The sequence below is a fragment of the Cryobacterium sp. GrIS_2_6 genome, assembly GCF_035984545.1.
Taxonomy (GTDB): domain Bacteria; phylum Actinomycetota; class Actinomycetes; order Actinomycetales; family Microbacteriaceae; genus Cryobacterium.
This window is the reverse complement of the sequence record NZ_JAXCHP010000001.1, coordinates 366140-386620: the sequence shown is the minus strand read 5'-3', so window position 1 is coordinate 386620 and position 20481 is coordinate 366140. Positions and strand designations below refer to the sequence as shown.

Below are 20481 nucleotides of genomic sequence, written 5' to 3'. Positions count from 1 at the left end.
CCGTCAGCGCCCGAGGGCGGCGTTCTGCAGTTCCGTCAGGGTGACGGTCCCTGCGAGGGCGAGGTCGAGCAGCGAGTTCAGCTCCGCACGATCGAAGGGGGCGCCCTCCGCCGTGCCCTGCACCTCGACGAAGGAGCCTCGGCCGGTGACGACGACGTTCATGTCTGTCTCGGCACTCGAGTCCTCGGTATATGCGAGGTCGAGCATGGGAACGCCCTTGATGATGCCGACGGAGATCGCGGCGACGCTGTCGGTGAGGGGCTGCGCCTTCTGGCCGATGAACTTCTGCTGCCGACCCCACTCGAGCGCGTCGAAGAGTGCGACATAGGCTCCGGTAATCGCTGCGGTACGGGTACCGCCGTCGGCCTGGAGCACATCGCAGTCGATCACGATGGTGTTCTCGCCGAGCGCCTTCATGTCGACGACCGCGCGGAGGCTGCGGCCGACAAGACGGCTGATCTCGTGCGTTCGGCCGCCGATCTTGCCCTTGACCGCCTCGCGGGCCATCCGCTCGTTCGTGGAACGCGGGAGCATCGCGTATTCCGCCGTGACCCAGCCCTTGCCCTTGCCGCTCATCCAGCGCGGGACACCGTTGGTGAACGACGCGGTGCAGAGCACCTTCGTGCGCCCGCACGAGATGAGCGCGGACCCTTCGGCCTGGTCGCTCCAGCCGCGTTCGATCGTGACCGGCCGTAGTTCGTCGATGGCCCGGCCGTCTGCGCGCACGATGTCGGTCATGAGGTCTCCTTGGTGTGCCGGGCATCCCTCGGGTGGAGAAGGGACGCTGCGTGGTTGTGCTCGGAATTGGGGTGGGTTGCTGCGAACTCGACGAGCTCGCTGAGGCTGAAGACGCCGGTCTCGACGAGGTCGACGGTCGAGACCTCCGGGCCGGCCAGGCGGTGGGCTAGGTCGAGGAAGTCCTCGGCGCTGTTGCCCGTCGCCTCGTACCGGTAACTCGGCGGCGCCTTCTCGGTGCGGGCGAGGCCCTGCCCGACGAGGATCCGGTAGACATCGTTCGCGGTCTCGGTGTCGCTCGAGACAATCGAGACGGCGTCGCCCATCACGTACGAGATCGCACCGCGCAGGAACGGGTAGTGCGTGCAGCCCAGCACGAGGGTGTCGATGTCCGCAGCGCGCAGGGGGGCGAGGTATTCCTCCGCGACGGCGAGCACCTCGTCGCCGGTCGTGACGCCGGCTTCGACGAATTCCACGAATCGGGGGCAGGCCCTGGTGAAGAGCCTGATGTTCGTCGCTGCCGCGAAGGCGTCCTCGTATGCCCGTGAATTCACGGTGCCGATCGTGCCGATCACACCGACCCTGTTATTGCGGGTCGTGCCGACCGCGCGTCGCACGGCGGGCTGGATGACCTCGACGACCGGGACGCTGTAACGTTCCCGCGCATCGCGGAGCACAGCGGCCGACGCGGTGTTGCAGGCAATTACCAGCATCTTCACGTCCTGGGCCACGAGGTCGTCGAGAACCTTGAGTGCGAAGCCGCGGACGTCGGCGATCTTTTTCGGCCCGTACGGCGAATTGGCCGTGTCTCCGATGTACAGAATCGACTCGTTGGGCAGCTGGTCCTTGATCGCCCGAGCGACGGTCAAACCGCCGACGCCAGAATCGAAAATTCCTATGGGTGCATCCGTCACGACAATCGAGCTTAGTCGGCCCGGCTGACCGAGGCTCCGAGGCCGTGCGGGCGCCCGCGTGTACCACGCCGGGAATATGGCCGTAACTACACTCGAAAGAGGGTTCCCGCCAACCGACGGTCGCCGCGCAGGACGGCGTCAGATTCGCCGTCGAGGAGATGATCGTCATGATTGACCGAGTCGTAATCACCGGGTTGGGCGCTCTCACGCCCCTGGGCAACACCTGGCGGGAGACCTGGTCCGGCCTCACGAACGGTCGCAGCGGCGTCGCACGCATCACCCAGTTCGACCCCTCCGGATTGCCCACCCGCATCGCGGGCGAGGTCAAGAACTTCATCGCCTCAGAGCGGATGCCCTTCAAGCAGGCCAAGCGGGCCACACGTGCATCACAACTGGCCATTGCAGCGGCACGCGAAGCCGTCCAGGACGCCGGATTCGGCGGATCCATGGAAGGCATCGACACCGCCGTCGTCGTCAACAGCGCCGTGTCGGGATATGCAGAGATCCAGGAGGCGACGGAACTCGTCAACTCTGGCGGCTCACGCCGGATCCCGCCGCGCTTCGTACCCTCCTCCCTGCTCAACATGGCCGCATGCGAGGTCGCGATCGACCTCGGCGTGCACGGCCCGGTCAACGCGAGCGCGCTCGCCTGTGCGAGCGGCGCATACGCCCTCCTCGAGGCACGCACGATGCTCATGATGGGCGACGCGGACGTCGTCATCGCCGGTGGCGTCGAAGCGGCGATCACCCCGGTGATGTTCGCCGGCCTCAATGCGATGCACGCGGCATCCACCCACAACGACTCGCCCGCCGAGGCAAGCCGCCCCTTCGACGCCGACCGGAGCGGACTTGTCTTCGGCGAGGGCGCCGTCATCTTCGTGATGGAACTCCTCTCCCACGCCAGGGCACGCGGAGCGAAGGTCTACGCCGAGGTACTCGGCGGGGCCCTCACGAGCGACGGCTTCAGCATCGTCGCCCCTGACCCCACCGGACAGTATGCGAGCGCCGCGATGACGAAGGCACTCACGAAGGCGAAGCTCAACCCGAGCGACATCGACGTGATCTGCGCGCACGGCACCTCGACGCAGGCCAACGACCGCGCCGAGACCTCCGCAATCCGACGGGCGCTCGGGCACGCCGCCGACCGCATCGCCGTCACGGCGCCCAAGTCGATGACCGGCCACATGATCGGTGCGGCCGGGGCGCTGTCCGGACTGCTCTGTGCGCTGAGCATCAAGACGGGCATCATCCCCCCGACGATCAACTACACGACGCCGGACCCCGACTGCACGCTCGACTACGTGCCGCTCGTGGCCCGTGAGCGGCCCGTGCGCTACGCCCTCGCGAACGCCTTCGGCTTCGGCGGCCAGAACTGCATCGTCGCGTTCGGCGCGCTGTAGGGAGAGCACGACCAGGCGCAGGCCGCGGCAGGCTGGGAACGCCGGCCGCCGCCCGTCCGCTGGGGCAACCCCGCCGGAGGAATAGGCTGGCCGGGTGACTGAATCCTCCGCGTTCCGCACCGACCGATACGAGCTCACGATGGTGGACGCCGCCATCCAGAGCGGCACCGCAGACCGGGAGTGCCTCTTCGAGGCGTTCGCCAGGCGGCTGCCGGATGGGCGCCGCTACGGCATCGTCGCGGGCACGGGGCGCCTGCTCGAGCTCATCCGGGACTTCCGATTCACGACGGAAGAGCTCACCTGGCTGCGCGACAACCACGTCGTGCGCACGCCCACCCTCGACTGGCTCGCCGACTACGCCTTCCGCGGCAACATCTGGGGCTACCAGGAGGGCGAGGCGTACTTCCCCGGCTCTCCCTTGTTCTCCGTCGAGGGTAGCTTCGCCGACGCCGTCGTGCTCGAAACCCTGGTGTTGAGCGTGCTCAACTACGACAGCGCCGTCGCGAGCGCGGCCGCGCGCATGGTCTCGGTGAGCCTCGGCCGGCCGATCGCCGAGATGGGCTCTCGCCGCACGAGCGAGTACGCCGCAGTCGCCGCCGCCCGCGCGGCGTACATCGCCGGGTTCGCGTCCACGAGCAATCTCGAGGCCGGGCGCAGCTGGGGCATCCCCACGATGGGTACGGCGGCCCATTCCTTCACGCTCCTGCACGACAGCGAAGCGGATGCCTTCGAAGCCCAGGTCGCGGCGTTCGGCTCCTCGACGACCCTGCTCGTCGACACCTACAACATCCAGGCCGGAATCGACAGGGCCGTCGCGGTCGCCGGGACCGGGCTCGGGTCGATCCGGATCGACTCAGGGGACCTCCCGACCGTCGTCGCCGGCGCGCGCGCCCAGCTCGACTCGCTCGGCGCGGTCAACACCCACATCACGGTAACAAGCGACCTCGACGAGTATTCGATCGCCGCATTGTCGGCGTCTCCCGTCGACGCGTTCGGCGTCGGCACCTCCCTCGTCACGGGCTCTGGTGCCCCCGCCGCCGGGATGGTCTACAAGCTCGTCGCGCACCGCAACGACGCCGGCGAGTGGGTATCCGTCGCAAAGACATCCGCGGCCAAGGTCTCGGTCGGGGGCCTCAAGCGGGCCGTGCGACGTCTCGACGCGAGCGGAACGGCCCGCGCCGAGGTCGTCCTGCTCGGCGGCGACCCCGCAGACTCGGCGGAGCCCGCGGAGGAATCCGGGCGGGACCGGGTACTGCTCGTCCCGCTCGTCACAGACGGTGTGATCGACGAAAGCCACCTCGGGGCGGCCGGCACGGAACGCGCGAGACTGCACCATGCCTCTGTGATGCGTGAGCTGCCGATCGAGGCCTTCCGCCTCGGACGCGGGGAGCCCGTCATCCCGACGATCTACGAGCAAGGATAGACGGGAACGGGTAGACGGGAAGGGGTGGACCGGTCGGGGTGAACGCTACTTCTTCATCGTGTCGTAGATCTCTTTACAGGTCGGGCAGATCGGGAACTTCTCCGGGTCGCGACCCGGAATCCACATCTTCCCGCACAGTGCCTTGACCGGCTTGCCGGAGATGGCGCTCTCGAGGATCTTGTCTTTGGGCACGTAGTGGGAGAACCGCTCGTGGTCGCCCGGTTCGATCTGCTCGGTGTTGAGCAGTTCCTCGAGCTCGCGGTCGAGCGTGGACGTACCGCCGCCCGGCTGGCCGGGGTTGCCCGGTTCGGCGATGCTGGCGCGAATCATTCTGATCATGGGTCCCATTCTAGGCAGCGTCCGGCTTCCCTCACGAGGGCGGCGGTGCGGCGGAGCCACGGGTCCTGATCGCGCGCCCAGCGCTCGATGGCGGCATCCGCCCTGGTGCGAGGGAGTCCGGAGAGCCGTCCGATGAGGGGGCGGGTGACATCACGGGCGAGCGGATCCGCGAGCGCGGCCAGCCGGGCGTCGCGGAGGAAGCCTTCGATCCGGGTGAGGTCGGTGTTGGTCAGCAGTGCGACGTTCGACTGCAGCAGGACGACGGCGGCGAACCGGCGCTCGAAGACGGGAACGTCCCACAGCTCCGTGCTGAGCGCCGTGACCTCGTCATGCGTCAGCCCCGGGTACCGCCGTGCAGCGTCCCGGATTGTGCCCCGGATCGCCCCGACCGTCGCCCCGTAAAAGTCCAGGTCGCTTCCGAGTCTGGTCTTCTCCGCCTGGGCCCGCTGTTCGTCCCCCTCGTTGCGCAGGGTGGTATCGACGAAATCGCAGGCGGCGCTCACCGACGGGTCAGGCGCGCAGCGCCGAGGCGAGCATCTCGGGTCCGCGGGCGTCGAACGTGCGGCCCCCGAGCCAGATGCCGCCCCAGAGGGTGAGCAGGCCGACGACGACACCACTCGCGAGGGACGGCAGCAGCCAGACCGGATTGACGAAGAGGCCGAGGACCGCGAACCCGATCGCCGGGAGCGACAGGATGACCGATCCGACGAGGGTCACGGACTGGATCAGCGCTGCCGCGGTGTCTGAGGCTTGCGGCTGCGTGAACGGGCTGTCGCCTGGCTTGGATGCCGGGTAAGGGAAGCGCGCCGAGCTGTAGCTCGAGAAACCGAGTCCGGTCAGCAGGATGCATGTGCTCACGCCGAGCACGGCGGGGAACGCGCCCCAGTCGCCGTACACGGCGACGCTGATGCACGAGCCGATGCCGATCAGTGGGATTCCGACCAGGATCGCGGGAACGAGCCGGCCCATCCGGTCGGCCATGCCCCGGGTGCCGGAGACGACGTGCAGCCAGATCGCGGTGTGGTCGAATGCGACGTCGTTGTGAAGCGCCCAGCCGAGGAAGATGCACATCAGCGGCACCGGCAGGAGCGCGAGGGCCTGGACCGGAACCCCGGCGAACGCGAGCGGGAGAATGACGAGCACCGGGATCACCGGGATCATCACGAGGGACATGCCGTAGCGGGGGTCCCTGCGCCAGTAGGTCAGGCTTCGTGCGGCGATGGCGCCTGCGGCATTGTTCGGCAGGCGGTCGAACCAGCCGAGGCCGCCGTACTCCTTGGCGACGGCTTCCCTGCCGGGTGAGACGAGCATCCGGCTCACGAGCGCTTGCCAGGCGACCCAGAGGACGAGCAGGAATGCCGCGGCCTCGAGCAGCTTGAGGAGTGCAGCACCCCAGTCCCCACCTGCCGCGTCGCCGGGCGCAGACCAGGCCGCCCCGAGCGGAGTCCAGCCGAGGATACTGCTGAGGCCGCCGATGAAGCCCGTGCCGTAGAGACTCCAGTCGAGGTTGACCACGAGCACGGTGACGGGAGCGAACATGACGAGCAGGAGAACGCCGACGATTCCGGCGATCTCCCGCGCGCGGCGAGTGGCCAGCAGGAACGAAGCGATGGACGTACTGACCCGGGAGCCGAGCATGCAGGTGGCAAGGAGGAGCGCCGCGGACAGGACGGCGGACACGGTCTCACCGGGTCCGCGCGACCAGGTCACGATGGTGCCGAGCAGCACGATCGTGAGCACGATTGCGGGGACGCCGATCAGTGCTGACACGGCAAGCCCCAGAGACAGTTGCCGGTTGGGGATGCCCATGACCGCGAACTTGCGGGGGTCCATACTGTCGTCGATGCCGGTCATGAGCGGAATCAGCAGGAAGCCGAGCACGACGAGCGAGCCGGCGACCACGATGCCGTCACGGATCGAACCGAGGCCGTCGTCGACGAAGCGCAGGCCGACCAGCAGGGCGAAGATCCCGGCCGCGACCGCGAGCCCATAGAGCAGTCCGATCACGATGCCGACGACCTGCCAGGGGCTCCGCCGGAAGAGATTGCCGAAGAGCCGGAGCTTCAGTCCGAGAAACTGTGCAACCATTCCATCCCCTCCGCCACTTTGCGCCCTCCGGCGAGTTCGATGAATCGTTCTTCGAGGGTCTGCCCGCCACGCACCTCGTCGACAGTGCCGGCCGCGAGGACCTTGCCGTTGACGATGATCGCGACGTGGTCGCAGACCCGCTGGATCAGGTCCATGCTGTGGCTCGAGAGGACGACGGTGCCGCCACTTGCAACATACTTCTGCAGGATCTCGGTCACGTTGACCGCTGAGACCGGGTCGACGGATTCGAACGGTTCGTCGAGAACGAGCAGGCGCGGCGAGTGGATCATCGCGCAGGCCAGGGCGATCTTCTTGGTCATGCCCGCCGAGTAATCGGCGACCAGTCGGTTGAGGGCGTCCTCGAGTCCGAACGCAACGGCGAGGTCGGCGGATCGTTTTCGAACGGTCGCCCCGTCGAGCCCGCGGAGCACGCCGGCGTAGTAGAGCAGCTGGCCGCCGGTCAGACGGTCGAAGAGACGCAGTCGGTCTGGCAGCACCCCGATGACGCGCTTCGCGGCGACCGGGTCGCTCCAGACGTCGATGCCGTGGACCTCGATCGAACCGTCGTCCGGCCGGAGGAGGCCGGTGACCATGGAGAGAATCGTGGTCTTGCCCGCACCGTTCGGGCCGACGATGCCGTAGAACGAGCCGGTGCGGACCTCGAGGTCGATTCCGGAGACGGCGAGCGTGCTTCCGAAGGACTTACGCAGGGCCGTGACGGAGAGGACGACAGGGGCAGGTGCCGTGCGGGCACCGGGAGCGATGGCCAGGCTCGCGGCAGCCGACTCGGCAGGCTCGACCCCTGGCTCTGGTTCCGGTTCCGGCTCGGGTTCCGGTTCCGGTTCGGGTTCCAGCGCGGGTTCCGGCTCCGGTTCGAGTTCCGGCTCGGGCAAGGGCAGGGCCTGCGGCTCCGCCGAGTGCACGGTTTCGGGCTCGGTTTCGGTTTCGGTTTCGGTTTCGGTTTCGGGCTCGGGCTCGGGCTCGGGCTCGGTTTCCGGCTCGGTGACTGGCTCGCTGAGGAGTTCGGTGACGGGCTCCGCTTCAGGCTCGGTTGCGCGCTCGGTAGCAGGCTCGGTTGCGGGCTCGGTGACGGTCGCCGGCTCGTCGAGCATCGAGGACCCTGCCGCTTTCGCGACGATCGGCAGGGATGCTGCGGCGACCACGGATCCGGGCTGCGGAGCGTCGATCGGCTCCGGGACAGCCACGAGTCCCGGTTCCGGAACGGGCGGGGCAATCGGCTCAAAAGTACGAACCGGTACCGGCATGACCTTGGTCGCGGGCGGCGGTGTCTGGTCCGGACGGACCGTCGATACCTCGTCGTCCTTCGGCTGCGTGGCTGCCGGCGTGGCGGGCTTGTTCTCGACGGGGGGCAGGTGCAGGCCGAGGACGGCAGTGGCGACCCAGTCCCTGGAGGTACCGACTCCCGAGCGGATGCGTGGGGGCTTGGGAACGGCGCGAGGCGCTGCGACAACGGACGGCACCACGATCGGCGCGACGCCGGGTACGGGAAGCCGGCCGCCGCGTGCTCGCGCGTCCGGCGGCATGGGACCGAGTGAACGCCTGGCGAGGGCCTCGGTGCGGGCATGCGCCTGGGCGCGGGCAAGCGCCTCCGGGTCGGGACGCGCTTTGGTCGCGGCCAGAGCCAGGGCATCGGCCTGGGCCTTCGCGCGTGCGGCGGCATCCGCCTGGGCGCGCGCCTCGGCCGCCGCATACTCGCGAGCCTCCGCCTCCACCTGGGCCTGCGCCTGGGCGACGGCTTCCGCGGCGGCAAGGGCCTCCGCACGGACGACAGCAGCCTTCGCGGCACGCGACTTCGCCGCGCTCGCCCTCGCGGCGCGTTGACGAGCGGCAGTCTCGGCCTTCTCTGCGGTCGTGCGGGTCTTGGCTGCGGCTCCCGCCGCAGGGGCGACGTGCGTCGGGGACGGCTCCGCCGGATCAGCGGGTTTCTGCGGAGCCGCGGCAACCTTGCGAACCGGGCTGGCGCGGGGCTTCTGGGTTCGGGCGACGGGGGTTCGGGCTGCCGGAGTTCGGGCTGAAGCGGTGCGCGCCGAGGTTGCGCGGTCGGGCATCGTCTTGGCCGGACGCGCCGGAGTGGCTGCATCGTTCGACGGGGCCGAATCGGACGCGGGCACAGTTGTGGTCGGCTCGTTGGGCTCGGAGTTTGGAGGCACGTGAGTCACCTCGCCAACCCTACCAACGACCCTCCGACAAGACGGGATAGCGGGCGCGAATCCCACCGAAAACGCGCTCGACCCGGCCCATTCATTGGGGCCGATTCCACGCGGCGGCACCCGAAAGGGGCACTTCGGGTAGACTGACCCTTTCATGTTGGTGTGTCTGAACGGAAAAAACGAGGTGAACCACAGGCAAACTGGCTCGACATTTTTCGAACCGGGCGCACGTAGCCCGACAGTGTTAAGGAGACAAATATGGCCACCCAGGTAGTCATTTTGGCAGCGGGAATGGGCAGCAGACTGGGTCGTTCACTGCCCAAGCCGCTCACGGAACTCAGCGACGGCCGGTCGATCATGCGTCAGCAGTTCGACAACATCGAGCACGCATTCGGAGTCCTGGCCAGCGTCACCATCGTCGTCGGTTACAAGCTCGAGCACATCATCGAGGCGTTCCCCCAGGCATCCTTCGTCTACAACGAGGAATACGACCAGACCAACACGTCCAAGAGCCTGCTGCGCGCCCTGCATGCGTCCGGCGCGGGCGGGGTGCTCTGGATGAACGGCGACGTCGTCTTCGATCCCGCCGTCCTCGACCGGGCGCACGCCATGGTCGAACGCGACCAGTCTTTCGTGACGGTGAACACCTCGCAGGTGTCCGAAGAAGAGGTCAAGTACACGACCGACGACGAGGGATACATCAGGGAACTCTCCAAGACCGTAACCGGCGGACTCGGAGAAGCCGTTGGCATCAACTTCATCTCCAGTGCGCACAAGGCCATCCTGGTGCGCCACCTCGCCAGGGTGAATGACCAGGACTACTTCGAGCGCGGCATCGAACTCGCGATCGAGAAGAACGGCCTGCTGATCGAACCCCTCGACATCTCCGACTTCTACGCCGTCGAGGTCGATTTCGCCGAAGACCTCGAGCGCGCGAACCTGTTCGTCTGATTCGCCTTCACCCTGATTTTGTGAACATCTAAAGTGGAGTCTGTGAGTAGCTACGCAGAAGTGCGCCCTGAACAGCTCACCGCTCTTTCCCGCTACCGCCACTCGCTGTGGCTCCTGACCCAGCGCGACCTGCGAGTCCGCTACTCCACCTCATTCCTCGGCTATTTCTGGTCGATCCTCGACCCGCTCGTGATGGCCGGGATCTACTGGTTCGTATTCACCCAGGTGTTCCACCGGGGCGTCGGTCACCAGCCGTACATCATCTTCCTGCTCAGCGCGCTGCTGCCCTGGATGTGGTTCAACGGAACCGTCTCCGACTGCACGCGCGCGTTCCTGCGCGAGGCGAAGCTGATCCGGTCGACCCGGATCCCCCGCACCATCTGGGTGAACCGGCTCGTGCTCTCGAAGGGCATCGAATTCCTCGCCTCGATCCCGGTGCTCGTGCTGTTCGCCGTGTTCGCCGGCGCCCGGCCGAGCGGCGAGATCGTCTTCTTCCCACTCGCTATCGTGATCCAGGCGATCCTCACGGCGGGGGTCGGTCTCATCGTCGCGCCGCTCGTCGTGTTCTTCCGCGATCTGGAACGCGCCGTCAAACTGATCCTGCGCTTCCTGTTCTACGCATCCCCGATCATCTACAGCACCCAGGACCTGCCGCACCAGCTGCACTTCTGGGCGGCATTCAATCCTCTCAACGGCATCTTCAGCCTCTACCGGGCGGCCTTCTTCCCAGGCAACCTCGACTGGTTCACCGTCGGCGTCAGCGCGGCGATGTCCGTCGCCTTCCTCGGGCTCGGGCTGCTGGTCTTCACGCGCACCGAGCGCGCGGTCCTGAAGGAGCTGTGATGACCGGAACAGTCCGGACACCGGGGTCGGCCGCGACCGGGGCGCCTGTGATTGCCCTGGCCGGGGTCGGCATCCGTTTTCGTCGTAACCGCCGCAGCAGGCGCAGCTTCAAGGACCTGTTCGCGAGCGGGGCCCGGCGCACCAGACCAGGCGAATTCTGGGCCCTGCGCGCCGTGTCGTTCACGGTGCAGCGCGGCGAGGCCATCGGCGTTGTCGGTCGCAACGGCCAGGGAAAGTCGACCCTGCTCAAGCTCGTGACCGGGGTCGTCCTGCCCGATGAGGGCACTGTGCGGGTGACGGAGGGCGTCGCACCGCTGATCGAGATCACCGGCGGTTTCGTCGATGACCTCACCGTGCGCGACAACGTCTATCTCACGGCGGGCCTGCACGGCATGACGAAAAAACAGATTGGCGAGCGTTTCGACGAGATTCTCGAATTCGCCGAGATCGGCGACTTCGTCGACACCCCGTACAAGCACCTCTCGAGCGGCATGAAGGTACGGATCGCCTTCGCGGTCATTTCCCGGCTCGAGGAGCCGATCATCCTCGTCGACGAGGTGCTCGCGGTCGGCGACAAGGCCTTCCGGGAAAAGTGCTATCGCCGGATCGAGGAACTGCTCACCGGCGGCCGCACCCTGTTCTTCGTCTCGCACAATGAACGCGACCTGCGTCGCTTCTGCGCCAGGGGTCTCTACCTCGATAAGGGCGCGCTCGTCCTCGACGGTCCACTCGACGAGGTCCTCGCCCGGTACGACGCCGACTACGGAGTGCGGCCCGCCTGAGCCCGATCAAGGATCGACGACGGCGAGGCTGTCGCGATCGGGCGGCAGCTGCTCCTTGGTCAGGCCCGTGAGGAGTTCCCCGACCTCGAGGCTCAGCACGTCCGCAAGCCGGATCAGGGTGTGGAATGTGGGATTCCCGTTGCCGCGGTCGATCCTTGCGTAATTGGACACGTTGAGTCCGGCCCGGTGCGCGACAGACTCCTGGTTGAGCTCGAGTTCCCTTCGGCGCTGCCGCAGGCGCAGTCCCAGCAGGCGGCTCGCTTCTGACTTCGGCTCCGGCATCCTCCATCTATAGGCTTGTAGTGGGAAAACCGCCAGTGGCCGGGGAAAAGATGTGAATATCTTCCCTTGTCAGACCAACAACGTAAACTCGACGGAAATCGGAAGGACGGCATCGACATGGCACGAAAGGTGAAACCCTTCATCTCGACGACCGGGGGTCCGCCGCAGGGCGGCCAGCTTCCGACCGGCATCGTCCGGGGGTTCGACCGGGTCATGGCCATCCACCGCCCGGCTGTGCTCGCCCACATCCGCGGCATCCGCCGGCGCGCGCCGGACTCGGACCCCGCCCAAATCATCACGATCCTCGAACGCCGCTACCTCGCCATGGTCACGACCGGCGGCGCGGCCGTCGGGGCGACGGCCGTCATTCCCGGCGTCGGCACCGGGGTCACCCTGGCACTGTCCGGCGTCGAGACCGCCGGGTTCCTCGAAGCGACCGCCTTGTTCGCCCAGTCGGTGAGCGAGGTGCACGGCATTGCCGTCGACGACCCGGAGCGCGCCCGCGCCCTCGTCATGACGATGATGCTCGGCAGGGAGGGCTCCGACCTCGTCCGCCAGCTGGCCGGCCAGTTCAGCGGATCAGGTGCGGTCCGAACGAAGTACTGGGGCGAACTCGTCACCGCGAGCATTCCGCGCGCCATCATGGGTCCGCTCACCGATCGCCTGAAGAGCTCGTTCATTCGTCAGTTCGCGACCCGCGGCTCCGCCAGTTTCATCGGCAAGGCGCTCCCCTTCGGCGTCGGCGCCGTCGTCGGCGGCGCCGGCAACCATATTCTGGGCAAGCGTGTGCTGACCTCGTCCCGGCTCGCCTTCGGCCGGCCGCCCGCCGGTTTCCGTCCCGAACTCGACCCGCGTATTCGTGAGGCGATCGTGCGCGAGGGCGCTGGCCTCGAGGGCGTCGGCCGTGCCGGCGCGCTGAGGGTCGCCGCCGGACACCGCATCGCCCAGCTCGGGCAGCTCGGGCACGGCACCCTCACGGTGCTCCCCCGCATGGTCCCGCGGCTGCTGCGCCGCGGCCGATCGCTGGAGTCAGGGGCGCAAGGGACCGCAACGTCGGATCACCAGGGTTCGGATCGCCCGTCCGCCGCGCAGGACCTGCCTCCCCGCGAATCCGCCTCGTCTCAGCGGCCGTAGCAGGCCGCTCAGGGCCGAACGGCGTCGAAGCTCTCCCACTCGTCCATCAGGTGCTGCACGGCCGCGTGGAAGCGAGCGGTGGCCGCACCGGGTGCCGCGTCGCCGAAGTAGCGTTCGACCCACACACCCAACCGAGCTTCGGCCTCCGGGTCGTGCGCAAGCGCATCCACCGTGCCCACGATCAAGGAGGCCGCGGACGCGTCGAGCCATTCGCACGCCGCGAGGTACCCGCCGGTGTCGATCTCGGCCGCGGGATCGGCGGGACGGGTGACGAGGAGGGCCTTGCCGGCGGCGAGCCGGTCGTAGACCATGGCTGAGATGTCGACGATGGCGACGTCCGCCGCCGCGAGCTGCCAGCCGAGCTCCGCACCGGTGTCGTACACGTGGTGAGCGGCGGGATCGCGGGCGTTCGCCGCCTTGATCAGGGCGATGATCCTGCGGTTGGCTGCGCCGTACGTCTCGTCGGTGACCCCGCTGCGCGGGTGCGGCCGATAGATCAGGCGATGCCGCGGCGAGGCGAGGAGCGCAGTGGCGAGTGCGACGCCGTGGCTCGCGATCGAGCCGTATGCCGCGGTGGGCCGGTCTCCCTCCCAGGTCGGCGCGTAGAGCACGACCTGCCGGTCGTCGGGGACGTACGGAAGCACGCTGCTGTAGTGGTCCGCCTGCGGCCGGCCGATCGTGATCGCCCGCTTGTCGAAGTCGTAGTCCCAGAGCACCCGGTCGAGACGGGCGCGGGCGGCGTCACCGGCGACGAAGGCGTAGTCGTACGCCTTGATCTGGTTCGTGACCATGTACATCTTGTCGCTCTCGCCGTGGTTGATGAACACGTGCCAGCACCGCGGGTAGCGCATCATCTGGAAGTTCCGGGCGTTCTGGTTGACGTAGAACACGATGCGGATGTCCTGTTCCGCGACGACCCGCTCGAGGTCGGCGACCTTGCGCACGTAGGTCACCGGCACCGGGCATTCTTCGGACATCGGCAGCGCCCCGGTTCCGGTGCGGCTCAACACGATGACGGGCCAGGTCTCGGCGAGTACGGCGAGCGGCCGGTACCACTGCCGCATCTGATACAAGTTGACGGCGCCGTCGGCGAAGTAGACCGCGATCTTGAAACGGCCGAGCGGAAGCGGACCGTCCCCGAGGATCCGGCCGGCGAGCAGTTTCTGTGCCCGGCGCGACGCGGCGACATCCTTGACCAGCTTGACGGCCAGGCCGATGTCTTTTCGAATGGTCATCCCTCCAGAGTACCGAGCGCCCCCGGCTCAGACGATGGGGGGCCGGCCGGCCAGGGACATCCGCCAGACCGTACGGGCGCTGATCGGCCGACGCTCCCCCGGGTCGCTGCGCCAGCCCTCTCTGAATCCGGCGAGCCAGGCCCGGAGTGCCGGCCGGTCGCTGCGGAATCGCACCAGCTGGATCGCGAGCCAGGAACCGGCGTAGACCGGGACCAGCACGGCAGGCAGGTTGCGCCGGGCGAGCCAGACCCTGTTGCGCGCGTTCAGCCGGTAGTAGTCGGCGTGCCGGGTGGGCTGGATGACGGGGTGGTTCGCCTCGAGGTTTCCCGCATACCAGGTGCGCAGCCCCTGGTCCCAGACCCGCCACGCCAGTTCGATACCCTCGTGCGCGTAGAAGAACGGTTCGGCCCAGCCTCCGGTGGCCAGGAAGACCGCGCGGGGCATCAGCACGGCACCTTCCCAGACCGAGAAGACGGCGCCGGACTCGGTCGCGGCACCCTTGCAGATGCGCGGAATCCAGCGGGTCGGCGCCAACGCGCCCGTAGGATCGGTCACCCGGGGTTGCAGCAGGCCGATCGACGGGTCCGCGCGGAGCAGCGCGACGGCGCGACTGAGGAACCGGGGGTCCGGGATGCTCGCGTCGTCGTCGAGGAAGAACAGGTACTCGCCCGTCACGAGGGGGACACCGCGATTGCGACCGGCGGGGATGCCCAGGTTCTCCGTCAGGGCCAGCGCCTGGACGGCATCCGGCAACCCGGTCGGCACCCAGCCGTTGCCCACGCAGACCACGTCGAGGACGACCTCCTGCTGGGCGAGCACCGAGCGGATGCCGCTGGCGAGGTCATCTGGCCGGGTGCCCTGGGTGAGCACGACGACACCGACCCTCGGCAGCACAGTGTCGGTCACAGCTCAGGACCGGACTCGGCGCGACGCCATGATTGCGACGAAATGGCCGAAGAGAGCGAGGATCGACAGGGGCACGAGGGCGATGAGTACGATCCGGTCCATGAGCGGCTCGCCGACGAAACGGCCGATCACCGCGGAGGCGAAGATCAGGATCGTCAGTTCGACGGAGTGGTACAGGCGGTGGAACGGCAGGAATCGGGCGAGCCTGCGCAACTGAGCGATCCGGCCGGGAGTCGGGGTCTGTTCACCGCGCCTGTCGGCGAGCTTGGTGAGACCCGCGTTCGCCCTGGCGACGTGCACCATGTCGTTGAGCGCCTTGTTGAGCACGATCACGAGGGCGAGCAGCAACGCGAGAGTCGTCCAGAGGAAATCGTCCGGCGAGTCGAACGGATACGCGGCCACGCGGATGCCGAATGCGATCGGAATGAGCGCCTCCGTCGAGTAGTGACCGACCTTGTCGAGGAAGACCCCGGCCGGCGACGATTCGCCTCGCCAGCGCGCGACTTCGCCGTCGCAGCAGTCGACGAGCATCTGCAACTGCCCGAGGATCAGCGCGAGCAGGGCCCCCCAGACACCGGGGATGAGCAGCGCCGCAGCGGTCGACCAGCCGACGAGGATCATCAGCGCCGTGACACCGTTCGCGGTCACGCTCGTCTTCAGCAGCAGCCAGGTGAGATACGGCGACACGTCGCGCAGGTAGAGCGAGGCCGTCCAGTGCTCGGCGTTCGCCCGCAGCCGCACCTCGGGCGGCTGCGCGACGGCCCGCAACTCGGCGATCGACGTCGGCCGGGACTGGCGCACCCGACCGGTGGAATGTGAGTGGGATGTCATGGGTGTCTCCCGGTCCGTGCCGCGATATTGCTGGTTAGTTTCAGGTATCCGAGCAGGAAGCCGAAACCCCAGCAGAAGTGGATACAGGGCAAGACTAGAAGGAACCAGACGCCGGAGCGCCCGCCGTCAGGGCGAGTCACGACGACGGTGGCCCCGAGGACGACGAGCAGGTATCCGACCGGGGCGATCCAGCCCAGCAGCAGCCGCGGTACGACGAGGCCGGCGAGGCCCAGGGCCACGCCGAGGGTGACGAGGAGCACCATCACGGGAGGCACGAAATAGCGGATGCCGTTGTCGGCGGGGAAGCGCCGTGCAAGTTCCCCGCGCCACATTCCGGTGGACAGCATCTGGCGGGCGAGTCTGGACAGGCTCGGCCTGGGCCGGTAGACGACGCGCAGCCTTGGTGTGAACCAGACCGTGCCGCCCTGCTCGCGGAGGCGCCGGTTGAGTTCCCAGTCCTGGCCGCGCTTGATGGTCTCGTCGAAGAGCCCGGCACGCAGGAGACTGTCGCGGCGGAAGCAGCCGAGGTAGACCGTCTCTGCGGCGCCCTCCGGCCCACCGACGTGGAGGGGCGTTCCGCCGAGGCCGATCCGGGTGCCGTAAGCCCGGGCGACGGCGCGCTGGAACGGAGCGGTGCCCCGCGCGTCCATGACACCGCCGACGTTGTCTGCCCCGGTGCGCTCGAGGGTGTCGACGGCGACGCGCGCATAGTCGCTCGGCAGCACGGAGTGGGCGTCGACCCGGATCACGACGGGGTAGGCGGATGCACGGATCGCGGCGTTGAGGCCGGCGGGGGTCGATCCGATCTCGTTGGGCACGACACGGATGCGCGGGTCGAGTTCGGCGAGTTCCGCGACGAGTTCCTCTGTGCCGTCGATGCTCGGTGCGAGGGCCAGCGTGACGTCGAACGGACCGGTGTAATCCTGGCCCAGGAGGCTCGTGACCGCGGCCCGGACGTGCAGCACATCGTTGAGCACGGGCATCACGTAGGAGACGCCGATGAAGGGCGCTTCGCCGGTGTGTGCTGCCTGTTCGATCGGGTGTCCATTCCGTTGCGGACTGTCCAGACTACCAGCGCACCCCTTTGGGGGCCTCCTGACGGCTGGCATGCCGGAGCGGAAACACGACTGCGCCGCCGGTCGATGACCGGCGGCGCAGGGTGTGGAAGGAGGACGAGAGATGCTAGCTGGACAGTTCCCCGACCGTGACGGTCACGGTGTAGGACTTGCCGTCGCGGACGTAGACGAGCTCGGCGGTGGCGCCGGCGGCGAGTACCCGCACCTGGGCGGTGAGGTCCTTAGCGTCGGTGATCGGCACTCCGTTGAACTTTGTGACGACGTCGCCCTTCTTCAGGCCGGCCTTCTCGGCTGCGCCACCCGAGCTGACCTCGCTGACGAGGGCGCCGACCGTGCTGCTCGTGTCGCTCGTCGCGCTCGTGATGCTCGCGCCGAGCAGGCCGTGGGTGGCCTTGCCGTTGGCGATGAGCTCGTCGGAGACGCGCTTGGCGAGGTTCGACGGGATCGAGAAGCCGACGCCGATGCTTCCGGCAGCCGTTCCCGATGAGGAAGATCCGCCCGCGTTGGCGATGGCGACGTTGATGCCGATCAGTTCACCCTTGGAGTTGAGCAGGGCGCCGCCGGAGTTGCCGGGGTTGATCGCGGCATCCGTCTGGATCACAGAGAGCGAGATGCTGCTCGTCGTGCTCGGAGTGGTCGACTGCGCGCTTCCGTCCTTGTTCGGGAGGTCGAAGTTCCAGAAGTAGGGGTTGTCGGTGCTCGGGGCCGTGGTGTCCGGCGTATCCGTGGTGGGCGCCGCCGATGAGGCGATCGAGATACTCCGGTTGAGGGCGCTGACAATGCCGTCCGTGACGGTTCCGGAGAGACCGAGCGGGGCGCCGATGGCGATCGTGGTGTCGCCGATGTTGAGCTTGCTCGAGTCGGCCCAGTTGATCGGGGTGAGGCCGCTCGCGTTGGTCAGTTTGACGACCGCGAGGTCGGAGATCGGGTCGGTGCCGACGATCGTCGCCTTGTAGACCTTGCCGTCGCTGGCCGTGACTTCGAGGGTCGCGTCTGCGCTCGCGCCGTCGAGTGTCACGACGTGGGTGTTGGTCAGGACATAGCCGTCGGAGGTGAGGACGACGCCGGAACCGGTGCCGCCGGAGGTCCCGCTGGTCGCGTTGATGGTGACGACGCTCGGCATGGCCTTCGCGGTGGCTGCCGTGATCTGGTTGACGCTCTCGGTGTTGTTGACGACGACGGTGCTCGAACCCTGGGCCTGGCTGACGGGGGTGCCGTTGCCCTGGCCTCCGGAAAGGAGCGCCATCACGCCGGCGCCGGATGCGCCGCCGATGAGGGCGCCGATCGCGAGCGCCGCAACGAGGCTGAGTCCGGCACGGCGACGGGCCGGGTCCTTCGGATGGGGGGCCGATGACGGGCCGGTCGGTCCGTTCGGACCGCCACCCTGGGGAGCGTAGGAGAAAGGTGCAGCCGATGCTGCGAAGTGCGGCGGGACAGAGCCGTCGGCTCCACCGAGGGGCCGGCCGAAGGCATCCGTCGCGTAGGAAAGCGTCGGCTGGGTGACCTGGTTCGACGCGTTCGCGACGGGCTGCTGCTGGGCCTGGGCGGCCTGGACGTCGGCGGGGGCGGACGCCTGCTGGGCGACCACGCTTTGCGGCTGCTCTGCAACCGGCTGCGCGGCCTGCGGGAAGCCGACGACCTCGGTCGTGTTGTCCGCGTTCGCGGCGGGGGCCGGGTACCCGGTGGTATCGGCGGGGACGGCGGCGTTGGCCGGTTGTCCGGACGCGGCGGCCTGGCCGGCGTCGGAGGGCACGTCGTCAGCGGGACGATCTCGATTAATGTCTGGGTCCTGAGGGTGTTCGGTCATGAGGTGCTCCTTCCAAGCGATGCCAGCTTCGCGCCCGAACCTGAACGAATCCTCCGCCCAAGCTGAGAGCATTCAATGACGAAGCCGTGATGTTGCTTGGGGTGGCCGCCCATGGACCGGGGTCGGCCGGATCAGCGGAGCAATCCTCGCCTGCGAACCGGTTGCATGAGCCACCGACACGGGTGATGTCGTAGTTTGGAGTCATGCACGGCTCCCCCGAGACAGTTCCGACCGCGGCCATGTCGGGCGCCTGGCGCCGGACGGCCCGTGGTGCCGGCCTGCTGGGCGCGGACGGCACGATCGCCGCCACCATCTTCGCCGAGATGAGCGCGCTCGCCGTCCGCACCGGCGCGATCAATCTCGGCCAGGGGTTCCCGGATGAGGACGGACCCATCGAGGTTCTCGACGCCGCCCGACAGGCCATCACGGACGGGCTCAACCAGTACCCGCCGGGCCGCGGCTTCCCCGTTCTTCTCGACGCGATCGCCCGCCACCAGCAGCGTTTCTACGGCCTCAGTGTCGACCAGGAGACCGAGGTCCTCGTGACCGCGGGGGCGACAGAGGCGCTCGCTGCGACGATCCTCGCCCTGATCGAGCCCGGCGACGAGGTCGTGACGTTCGAACCGTTCTATGACGCGTACGGCGGCCTCATCGCACTCGGCGGCGGCATCCATCGCACCGTGCGCCTGCACGCGCCGGACTTCCAGCCGGATCTCGACGAGCTCAGTGCGGTGATCACCGATCGCACCCGCCTCATACTCGTGAACAACCCGCACAATCCGACCGGGACCGTGTTCTCCCGCGAGACGCTCGAGTTCATCGTGCGGCTCGCCGAACAGCACAACGCGATCATCGTCACCGACGAGGTCTACGAACACCTCACCTTCGGTGTGCAGCACCTGCCCGTCGCGACGCTTCCGGGGGCTTTCGAGCGCACCGTGACGATCTCCTCCGGCGGGAAGACCTTCAACACGACCGGATGGAAGATCGGCTGGCTGACAGCACCCGCCGCGCTCGTGACGGCGGTCCTCGCGGTCAAGCAGTTCCTGACCTACGTGAACGGTGCGCCGTTCCAGCCGGCGATCGCCAGGGGGCTCGATCTCCCGGACTCGTATTTCACCGGCATCGCGGCCTCGCTGCAGGGCAAGCGTGACGTCCTCGAGCGCGGCCTGGTCGCCGCGGGCTTTGCCGTGTCGCGCCCGCGCGGTTCGTATTTCATAGTGGCGGATGCCGCCCCGCTCGGATACGAGGACGGCGCGGACTTCTGCCGCGACCTTCCCGCCCTCGCCGGCGTCGTCGCCGTGCCGATCGGTGCGTTCTGCAGTCCGGAACACCGGCCGCAGTATGCCTCGCTCGTGCGCTTCGCCTTCTGCAAAAAGGTGGACCTGCTGGAGCAGGCTGCCGCTCGGCTCGCCGGCCTGCGCCCGGCCGCCCGGTAGCGGGAGGCCGCCCGGTAGCGGGAGGCCGCCCGGTAGCGCGGCCGGCAACGCGGTCGCCGCGGCTCCGAACCAATTCGACGGAGATTTTAGGTTTCCAGCAGGTGGGCGGGCGAAAACCGGCCCAA

19 protein-coding genes are annotated in these 20481 nt (G+C 68.1%); 7 read left to right on the top strand and 12 right to left on the bottom strand.

The window, feature by feature from the left end:
* Nucleotides 1–3: 3 nt before the first annotated feature.
* Together rph and murI are read right to left on the bottom strand one after the other, a co-directional pair.
* Nucleotides 4–738: a ribonuclease PH gene (gene rph, locus RCH22_RS01750; protein ID WP_134445814.1), complete on the bottom strand. Its 735-nt coding sequence runs from the start codon at nucleotides 736–738 to the stop codon at nucleotides 4–6.
* Nucleotides 735–1649 carry a glutamate racemase gene (gene murI / locus RCH22_RS01745; protein ID WP_327012601.1) on the bottom strand — a complete coding sequence of 305 codons (915 nt, stop codon included), beginning with the start codon at nucleotides 1647–1649 and terminating at the stop codon, nucleotides 735–737. The genes rph and murI overlap by 4 nt, the downstream gene beginning before the upstream one ends.
* 167 nt (nucleotides 1650–1816) lie before the next feature.
* On the opposite strand from murI, the gene RCH22_RS01740 reads away from it, so the two are divergent.
* Both RCH22_RS01740 and RCH22_RS01735 read left to right on the top strand, forming a co-directional pair.
* Nucleotides 1817–3049 (top strand): beta-ketoacyl-ACP synthase II, encoded by a 1233-nt coding sequence (locus RCH22_RS01740; RefSeq protein ID WP_327012600.1) that lies wholly within the window; start codon nucleotides 1817–1819, stop codon nucleotides 3047–3049.
* Between the two features lie 94 nt (nucleotides 3050–3143).
* Nucleotides 3144–4472, top strand: a complete 1329-nt coding sequence (locus RCH22_RS01735) for a nicotinate phosphoribosyltransferase (protein ID WP_327012599.1) — start codon at nucleotides 3144–3146, stop codon at nucleotides 4470–4472.
* 45 nt (nucleotides 4473–4517) lie between these two features.
* Here the strand turns inward: RCH22_RS01735 and RCH22_RS01730 are convergent, their stop codons facing one another.
* From RCH22_RS01730 to RCH22_RS01715, 4 genes are read right to left on the bottom strand one after another with little or no spacing between them, the layout of a single operon-like run.
* Nucleotides 4518–4802, bottom strand: coding sequence for a DUF3039 domain-containing protein (locus tag RCH22_RS01730; protein ID WP_327015431.1), 285 nt, complete (start codon nucleotides 4800–4802; stop codon nucleotides 4518–4520).
* A gap of 5 nt (nucleotides 4803–4807) precedes the next feature.
* Nucleotides 4808–5314: a DNA alkylation repair protein gene (locus RCH22_RS01725; protein WP_327012598.1), complete on the bottom strand. Its 507-nt coding sequence runs from the start codon at nucleotides 5312–5314 to the stop codon at nucleotides 4808–4810.
* Between the two features lie 7 nt (nucleotides 5315–5321).
* Nucleotides 5322–6899 carry a hypothetical protein gene (locus RCH22_RS01720; RefSeq protein WP_327012597.1) on the bottom strand — a complete coding sequence of 526 codons (1578 nt, stop codon included), beginning with the start codon at nucleotides 6897–6899 and terminating at the stop codon, nucleotides 5322–5324.
* Nucleotides 6875–9070 carry an ATP-binding cassette domain-containing protein gene (locus RCH22_RS01715; RefSeq protein WP_327012596.1) on the bottom strand — a complete coding sequence of 732 codons (2196 nt, stop codon included), beginning with the start codon at nucleotides 9068–9070 and terminating at the stop codon, nucleotides 6875–6877. Before RCH22_RS01715 ends, RCH22_RS01720 begins: the two co-directional genes overlap by 25 nt.
* A gap of 258 nt (nucleotides 9071–9328) precedes the next feature.
* On the opposite strand from RCH22_RS01715, the gene RCH22_RS01710 reads away from it, so the two are divergent.
* From RCH22_RS01710 to RCH22_RS01700, 3 genes are read left to right on the top strand one after another with little or no spacing between them, the layout of a single operon-like run.
* Nucleotides 9329–10021 (top strand): phosphocholine cytidylyltransferase family protein, encoded by a 693-nt coding sequence (locus tag RCH22_RS01710; protein ID WP_327012595.1) that lies wholly within the window; start codon nucleotides 9329–9331, stop codon nucleotides 10019–10021.
* 42 nt (nucleotides 10022–10063) lie between these two features.
* Nucleotides 10064–10864, top strand: coding sequence for an ABC transporter permease (locus tag RCH22_RS01705; protein ID WP_327012594.1), 801 nt, complete (start codon nucleotides 10064–10066; stop codon nucleotides 10862–10864).
* On the top strand, nucleotides 10864–11646 hold the full coding sequence (locus RCH22_RS01700) for an ABC transporter ATP-binding protein (protein WP_327012593.1): 783 nt from the start codon (nucleotides 10864–10866) through the stop codon (nucleotides 11644–11646). Before RCH22_RS01705 ends, RCH22_RS01700 begins: the two co-directional genes overlap by 1 nt.
* 6 nt (nucleotides 11647–11652) lie before the next feature.
* Here the strand turns inward: RCH22_RS01700 and RCH22_RS01695 are convergent, their stop codons facing one another.
* Nucleotides 11653–11928, bottom strand: coding sequence for a helix-turn-helix transcriptional regulator (locus RCH22_RS01695; RefSeq protein ID WP_327012592.1), 276 nt, complete (start codon nucleotides 11926–11928; stop codon nucleotides 11653–11655).
* 117 nt (nucleotides 11929–12045) lie between these two features.
* On the opposite strand from RCH22_RS01695, the gene RCH22_RS01690 reads away from it, so the two are divergent.
* On the top strand, nucleotides 12046–13062 hold the full coding sequence (locus tag RCH22_RS01690; protein WP_327012591.1) for a hypothetical protein: 1017 nt from the start codon (nucleotides 12046–12048) through the stop codon (nucleotides 13060–13062).
* Nucleotides 13063–13070: 8 nt separating this feature from the next.
* Here the strand turns inward: RCH22_RS01690 and RCH22_RS01685 are convergent, their stop codons facing one another.
* The 5 genes from RCH22_RS01685 to RCH22_RS01665 all read right to left on the bottom strand — a co-directional run bounded on the left by RCH22_RS01685 (nucleotide 13071) and on the right by RCH22_RS01665 (nucleotide 18917).
* Complete coding sequence (locus tag RCH22_RS01685; RefSeq protein WP_327012590.1) at nucleotides 13071–14297, bottom strand: hypothetical protein; 1227 nt, start codon at nucleotides 14295–14297, stop codon at nucleotides 13071–13073.
* Between the two features lie 27 nt (nucleotides 14298–14324).
* Nucleotides 14325–15203 (bottom strand): glycosyltransferase, encoded by an 879-nt coding sequence (locus RCH22_RS01680; protein ID WP_327012589.1) that lies wholly within the window; start codon nucleotides 15201–15203, stop codon nucleotides 14325–14327.
* Nucleotides 15204–15206: 3 nt separating this feature from the next.
* Nucleotides 15207–16034 (bottom strand): CDP-alcohol phosphatidyltransferase family protein, encoded by an 828-nt coding sequence (locus RCH22_RS01675; RefSeq protein WP_327012588.1) that lies wholly within the window; start codon nucleotides 16032–16034, stop codon nucleotides 15207–15209.
* Nucleotides 16031–17017, bottom strand: a complete 987-nt coding sequence (locus RCH22_RS01670; RefSeq protein ID WP_327015430.1) for a glycosyltransferase family 2 protein — start codon at nucleotides 17015–17017, stop codon at nucleotides 16031–16033. Before RCH22_RS01670 ends, RCH22_RS01675 begins: the two co-directional genes overlap by 4 nt.
* Nucleotides 17018–17216: 199 nt before the next feature.
* Nucleotides 17217–18917 carry a trypsin-like peptidase domain-containing protein gene (locus RCH22_RS01665; protein ID WP_327012587.1) on the bottom strand — a complete coding sequence of 567 codons (1701 nt, stop codon included), beginning with the start codon at nucleotides 18915–18917 and terminating at the stop codon, nucleotides 17217–17219.
* 203 nt (nucleotides 18918–19120) lie between these two features.
* Here RCH22_RS01665 and RCH22_RS01660 point away from each other — a divergent pair, with 203 nt between their 5' ends.
* On the top strand, nucleotides 19121–20356 hold the full coding sequence (locus RCH22_RS01660; RefSeq protein WP_327012586.1) for an aminotransferase class I/II-fold pyridoxal phosphate-dependent enzyme: 1236 nt from the start codon (nucleotides 19121–19123) through the stop codon (nucleotides 20354–20356).
* Nucleotides 20357–20481 lie beyond the last annotated feature (125 nt).